We start from the raw sequence: 5461 nt of genomic DNA, 5'->3' as shown, positions 1-5461 counted from the left end.
ATATCCTTTTGGCGGACCTGGCGGCGACCTACTCTCCCGCGCCTTGAGACGAAGTACCATTGGCCCAGGGGGACTTAACGACCGAGTTCGGAATGGGATCGGGTGGGGAACCCCCGGCAAAGCCACCAGGTCAGCGAAAAGGATATCCAATCGGTCTGTTGAGAGACCGAAAGAAATTGAAGAAGACATCAGTGTCTAAAGTAGAGCCATGCGTAGCATGGGTTTGACTGAAGAACGATCAAGCCTATCGAGCTATTAGTACCGGTAAGCTCCATGCGTCGCCGCACTTCCACACCCGGCCTATCAACGTGGTGGTCTTCCACGGCTCTCAGCGAGACCTTGTTTTGAGGTTAGTTTCCCGCTTAGATGCTTTCAGCGGTTATCTATTCCACACTTAGCTACCCTGCTGCACAGCTGGCGCCATGACAGGTCCACCAGAGGTGTGTCCATCCCGGTCCTCTCGTACTAGGGACAGATCCTCTCAAGTCTCGTACACCCACGGCAGATAGGGACCAAACTGTCTCACGACGTTCTGAACCCAGCTCACGTACCACTTTAATCGGCGAACAGCCGAACCCTTGGGACCTGCTCCAGCCCCAGGATGTGATGAGCCGACATCGAGGTGCCAAACTTTGCCGTCGATATGGACTCTTGGGCAAAATCAGCCTGTTATCCCTAGAGTACCTTTTATTCGTTGAGCGATGGCCCTTCCACGCAGGACCACCGGATCACTATGGCCGACTTTCGTCTCTGCTCGACTTGTCAGTCTCGCAGTCAGGCGGGCTTATGCCATTGCACTCGACGACCGATTTCCGACCGGTCTGAGCCCACCATCGCGCGCCTCCGTTACACTTTGGGAGGCGACCGCCCCAGTCAAACTGCCCGCCACGCCATGTCCCGGACCCGGATAACGGGCCGCGGTTAGACGTCAGCAACAATAAGGGTGGTATTTCAAGGATGGCTCCACCGGAACTGGCGCCCCGGTTTCATAGCCTCCCACCTATCCTACACATGTTGCTGCTAACGCCAAGGCGAAGCTGCAGTAAAGGTTCATAGGGTCTTTCCGTCTGACCGCGGGAACCCCGCATCTTCACGGGGAATTCAATTTCGCTGAGCCTGTGCTGGAGACAGTGGGGAAGTCGTTACGCCATTCGTGCAGGTCGGAACTTACCCGACAAGGAATTTCGCTACCTTAGGACCGTTATAGTTACGGCCGCCGTTTACCTGGGCTTCAATTCAGAGCTTGCACCCCTCCTTTTAACCTTCAGGCACCGGGCAGGCGTCAGACCCTATACGTCGCCTTGCGGCTTCGCAGAGCCCTGTGTTTTTGATAAACAGTCGCTACCCCCTGGCTTGTGCCACTCTTCTCTGGTTGCCCAAAGAAGAGTCACGCTTATCCCGAAGTTACGCGTGCAATTTGCCGAGTTCCTTCAGCACAGTTCTCTCAAGCGCCTTGGTATACTCTACCTGCCCACCTGTGTCGGTTTCGGGTACGGTCTCCGTTGGAGTTATTTCCAGGGACCTGTTCACTGCCGGGAGCAATCCAATAAGCCCCGACAATTTACCAGATCCGTCACTTCCAACTGGTTCAGGAATATTCACCTGATTCCCATCGACTACGCCTTTCGGCCTCGCCTTAGGGGCCGACTAACCCTGCGCAGATTAGCTTTACGCAGGAACCCTTGGGCTTTCGGCGAGAGGGTCTCTCACCCTCTTTATCGCTACTCATGTCAGCATTCTCACTTCCGATACCTCCAGCAAGGCTCACGCCTCACCTTCATCGGCTTACGGAACGCTCCGCTACCGCGTGCACAAAGTGCACACCCATACCTTCGGCGACTGGCTTGAGCCCCGTTACATTTTCCGCGCAGGTTCGCTTGACCAGTGAGCTGTTACGCTTTCTTTAAATGATGGCTGCTTCTAAGCCAACATCCTGGTTGTCAAAGCAAACCCACATCGTTTCCCACTTAGCCAGTACTTGGGGGCCTTAGATGATGGTTAGGGTTGTTTCCCTTTTCACGACGGACGTTAGCACCCGCCGTGTGTCTCCCGGATAGTTCTCTTGGGTATTCGGAGTTTGGTTAGAATTGGTACAGCTCGCGCCGCCCGCATCCATCCAGTGCTCTACCCCCCAAGGAATACGTCCGAGGCACTACCTAAATAGTTTTCGCGGAGAACCAGCTATGTCCAGGTTTGATTGGCCTTTCACCCCTATCCACAAGTCATCCGAGAATTTTTCAACATTCACCGGTTCGGTCCTCCAGTAAGTGTTACCTTACCTTCAACCTGCTCATGGATAGATCACCTGGTTTCGGGTCGTCATGCGACGTACTTATTCGCCCTATTCAGACTCGCTTTCGCTGCGCCTACACCTAACGGCTTAAGCTTGCACGGCACATGAAGTCGCTGACCCATTATACAAAAGGTACGCCGTCACCACGCGCGGTGGCTCCGACTGCTTGTAGGCTTCCGATTTCAGGATCTGTTTCACTCCCCTTGTCGGGGTGCTTTTCACCTTTCCCTCACGGTACTTGTTCGCTATCGGTCATTGAGGAGTACTTAGGCTTGGAGGGTGGTCCCCCCATGTTCAGACAGGATTTCACGTGTCCCGCCCTACTCGAGTCTGTCGCTATTTGACGCTTACGGGGCTATCACCCACTATGGCTGTGTTTCCCAACACATTCAGCTTTATGTCACGACAGCACTGGCCTGGTCCCGGTTCGCTCGCCACTACTACGGGAGTCTCGGTTGATGTCCTTTCCTCCGGGTACTGAGATGTTTCAGTTCCCCGGGTTTGCTTAATGAACCCTATGTATTCAGGTCATTATACCTCTTCTGATCATCCAATCCTGGCCTTGCCCGAAAGCAAGACTAAGTTGGGTGACCATAAAGGTGGGTTTCCCCATTCGGAGATAGCCGGATCAAAGGGTGCTCGCGCCTCCCCGGCTCTTATCGCAGCGTGCCACGTCCTTCATCGCCTCTCAATGCCAAGGCATCCGTCAGAAGCCCTTATGCGCTTGATCGTTCTCAGCAAAACCCATGCATTTTGAAACCTAGCCGCATCGCGCGGGAAGGTCTCGAGCATGAGCTCTACCTTTAGTCAGACAATGATGTCTTCTTAAGTCCATCCTTGAACCAGGTCCGTATCCCAGGGGTGAGCTACGGTTGGCGGAGGAACCCTGCCTTCACAATGTCATTTCGCAGCTGGCCTAAAGCCAGATGCAAACTTGATCATTCCTCGATCGCGACTTTGTTTCATCGTCTTCGCTACCGCTTCGCTGCTTGAGCGAAGACGACGTGAAGATTTCCAACAAAGAATGGTGGAGCCAGACGGATTCGAACCGACGACATCCTGCTTGCAAAGCAGGCGCTCTACCAACTGAGCTATGGCCCCTCACACCTTAAGTGCGAGTTGCTTGCCCAGCGGGAGCTGGTCGGTTGCGGTTCCGTAGGATGGAAGAGTGGTAGGCCCGATAAGACTTGAACTTATGACCTCACGCTTATCAAGCGTGCGCTCTAACCAACTGAGCTACGGGCCCATAGGCCGCTCAGATCGGATGCTCCAACCAATGTTGGAAGCGATCCGCTCCAGGGCTCGCGATCGTGCTTCGAACCTCGACGGTTCGAAACAAGTGGAAAGAGAAACGAAGACGGCGGCGATCCGCTCATTTGTGATGCGTCATGCGCATCTGTCTGGAGCTTCAATAGGCTCGTGAGAGCCTGGAGAAGCATCCTTAGAAAGGAGGTGATCCAGCCGCAGGTTCCCCTACGGCTACCTTGTTACGACTTCACCCCAGTCGCTGACCCTACCGTGGTCGCCTGCCTCCTTGCGGTTAGCGCAGCGCCTTCGGGTAAAGCCAACTCCCATGGTGTGACGGGCGGTGTGTACAAGGCCCGGGAACGTATTCACCGCGGCATGCTGATCCGCGATTACTAGCGATTCCAACTTCATGCTCTCGAGTTGCAGAGAACAATCCGAACTGAGACGACTTTTAGGGATTGGCTCCCCCTCGCGGGATTGCAACCCTCTGTAGTCGCCATTGTAGCACGTGTGTAGCCCACCTTGTAAGGGCCATGAGGACTTGACGTCATCCCCGCCTTCCTCCGGATTAACTCCGGCAGTACGATTAGAGTGCCCAGCCAAACCTGATGGCAACTAATCGCGAGGGTTGCGCTCGTTGCGGGACTTAACCCAACATCTCACGACACGAGCTGACGACAGCCATGCAGCACCTGTGTCCCAGTCCCCGAAGGGAAAGCCAGATCTCTCTGGTGGTCCGGGCATGTCAAAAGGTGGTAAGGTTCTGCGCGTTGCTTCGAATTAAACCACATGCTCCACCGCTTGTGCGGGCCCCCGTCAATTCCTTTGAGTTTTAATCTTGCGACCGTACTCCCCAGGCGGAGTGCTTAATGCGTTAGCTGCGTCACCGACATGCATGCATGCCGACAACTAGCACTCATCGTTTACGGCGTGGACTACCAGGGTATCTAATCCTGTTTGCTCCCCACGCTTTCGAGCCTCAGCGTCAGTAACGGACCAGTATGTCGCCTTCGCCACTGGTGTTCTTCCGAATATCTACGAATTTCACCTCTACACTCGGAGTTCCACATACCTCTTCCGTACTCAAGACTGCCAGTATCAAAGGCAATTCCAAGGTTGAGCCCTGGGCTTTCACCTCTAACTTAACAGTCCGCCTACGCTCCCTTTACGCCCAGTAATTCCGAGCAACGCTAGCCCCCTTCGTATTACCGCGGCTGCTGGCACGAAGTTAGCCGGGGCTTCTTCTCCGGGTACCGTCATTATCGTCCCCGGTGAAAGAATTTTACAATCCTAAGACCTTCATCATTCACGCGGCATGGCTGCGTCAGGCTTTCGCCCATTGCGCAAGATTCCCCACTGCTGCCTCCCGTAGGAGTTTGGGCCGTGTCTCAGTCCCAATGTGGCTGATCATCCTCTCAGACCAGCTACTGATCGTCGCCTTGGTGAGCCTTTACCTCACCAACTAGCTAATCAGACGCGGGCCGCTCCAATGGCGATAAATCTTTCCCCCGAAGGGCACATCCGGTATTAGCTCAAGTTTCCCTGAGTTGTTCCGAACCAAAGGGCACGTTCCCACGTGTTACTCACCCGTCCGCCACTAATCCCGAAGGATCCGTTCGACTTGCATGTGTTAGGCCTGCCGCCAGCGTTCGCTCTGAGCCAGGATCAAACTCTCAGGTTGAGTTGACATTGACTCCAGTATTTAGACCGAGGGGAAAACCTCAGTCCGCGTTCTGGTTTGCATAGTATCTTGACGAGTTCCCATCACACTTCGATCCAAGCCCAAAGGCTCAAACCGGCGTATAATGGTGTCTTCAAGAGACCGCATTTGTCAGCGTCGAAGATGAACCTTTCAGTCCATCGCCAGAGCGCCGCCGCCTGCGTTTCTCTTTCCAAATCAACAATGTCAAAGACCCGTCC

General features: G+C 54.5%; 2 tRNA genes and 3 rRNA genes. All 5 read right to left on the bottom strand.

Annotated elements, in window-relative coordinates:
* Window positions 1-15: 15 nt before the first annotated feature.
* Window positions 16-130 (bottom strand): 5S ribosomal RNA (gene rrf, locus ABIC66_RS24135).
* Window positions 131-234: 104 nt separating this feature from the next.
* A 23S ribosomal RNA gene (locus ABIC66_RS24130) occupies window positions 235-3023 on the bottom strand.
* Window positions 3024-3318: 295 nt separating this feature from the next.
* A tRNA-Ala gene (locus ABIC66_RS24125) sits at window positions 3319-3394 on the bottom strand.
* A gap of 68 nt (window positions 3395-3462) precedes the next feature.
* Window positions 3463-3539 (bottom strand) — tRNA-Ile (locus ABIC66_RS24120).
* 199 nt (window positions 3540-3738) lie between these two features.
* A 16S ribosomal RNA gene (locus ABIC66_RS24115) occupies window positions 3739-5222 on the bottom strand.
* Together the 16S, 23S and 5S rRNA genes with 2 tRNA genes alongside form the textbook arrangement of a ribosomal RNA operon.
* Window positions 5223-5461: the final 239 nt, after the last annotated feature.

The sequence above is a fragment of the Caulobacter sp. 1776 genome, from assembly GCF_040545685.1.
In the GTDB taxonomy this organism is placed as follows: Bacteria; Pseudomonadota; Alphaproteobacteria; order Caulobacterales; family Caulobacteraceae; genus Caulobacter.
Note: the sequence above shows the minus strand (reverse complement) of the source record. Positions and strands in the feature narration are given on the sequence as shown.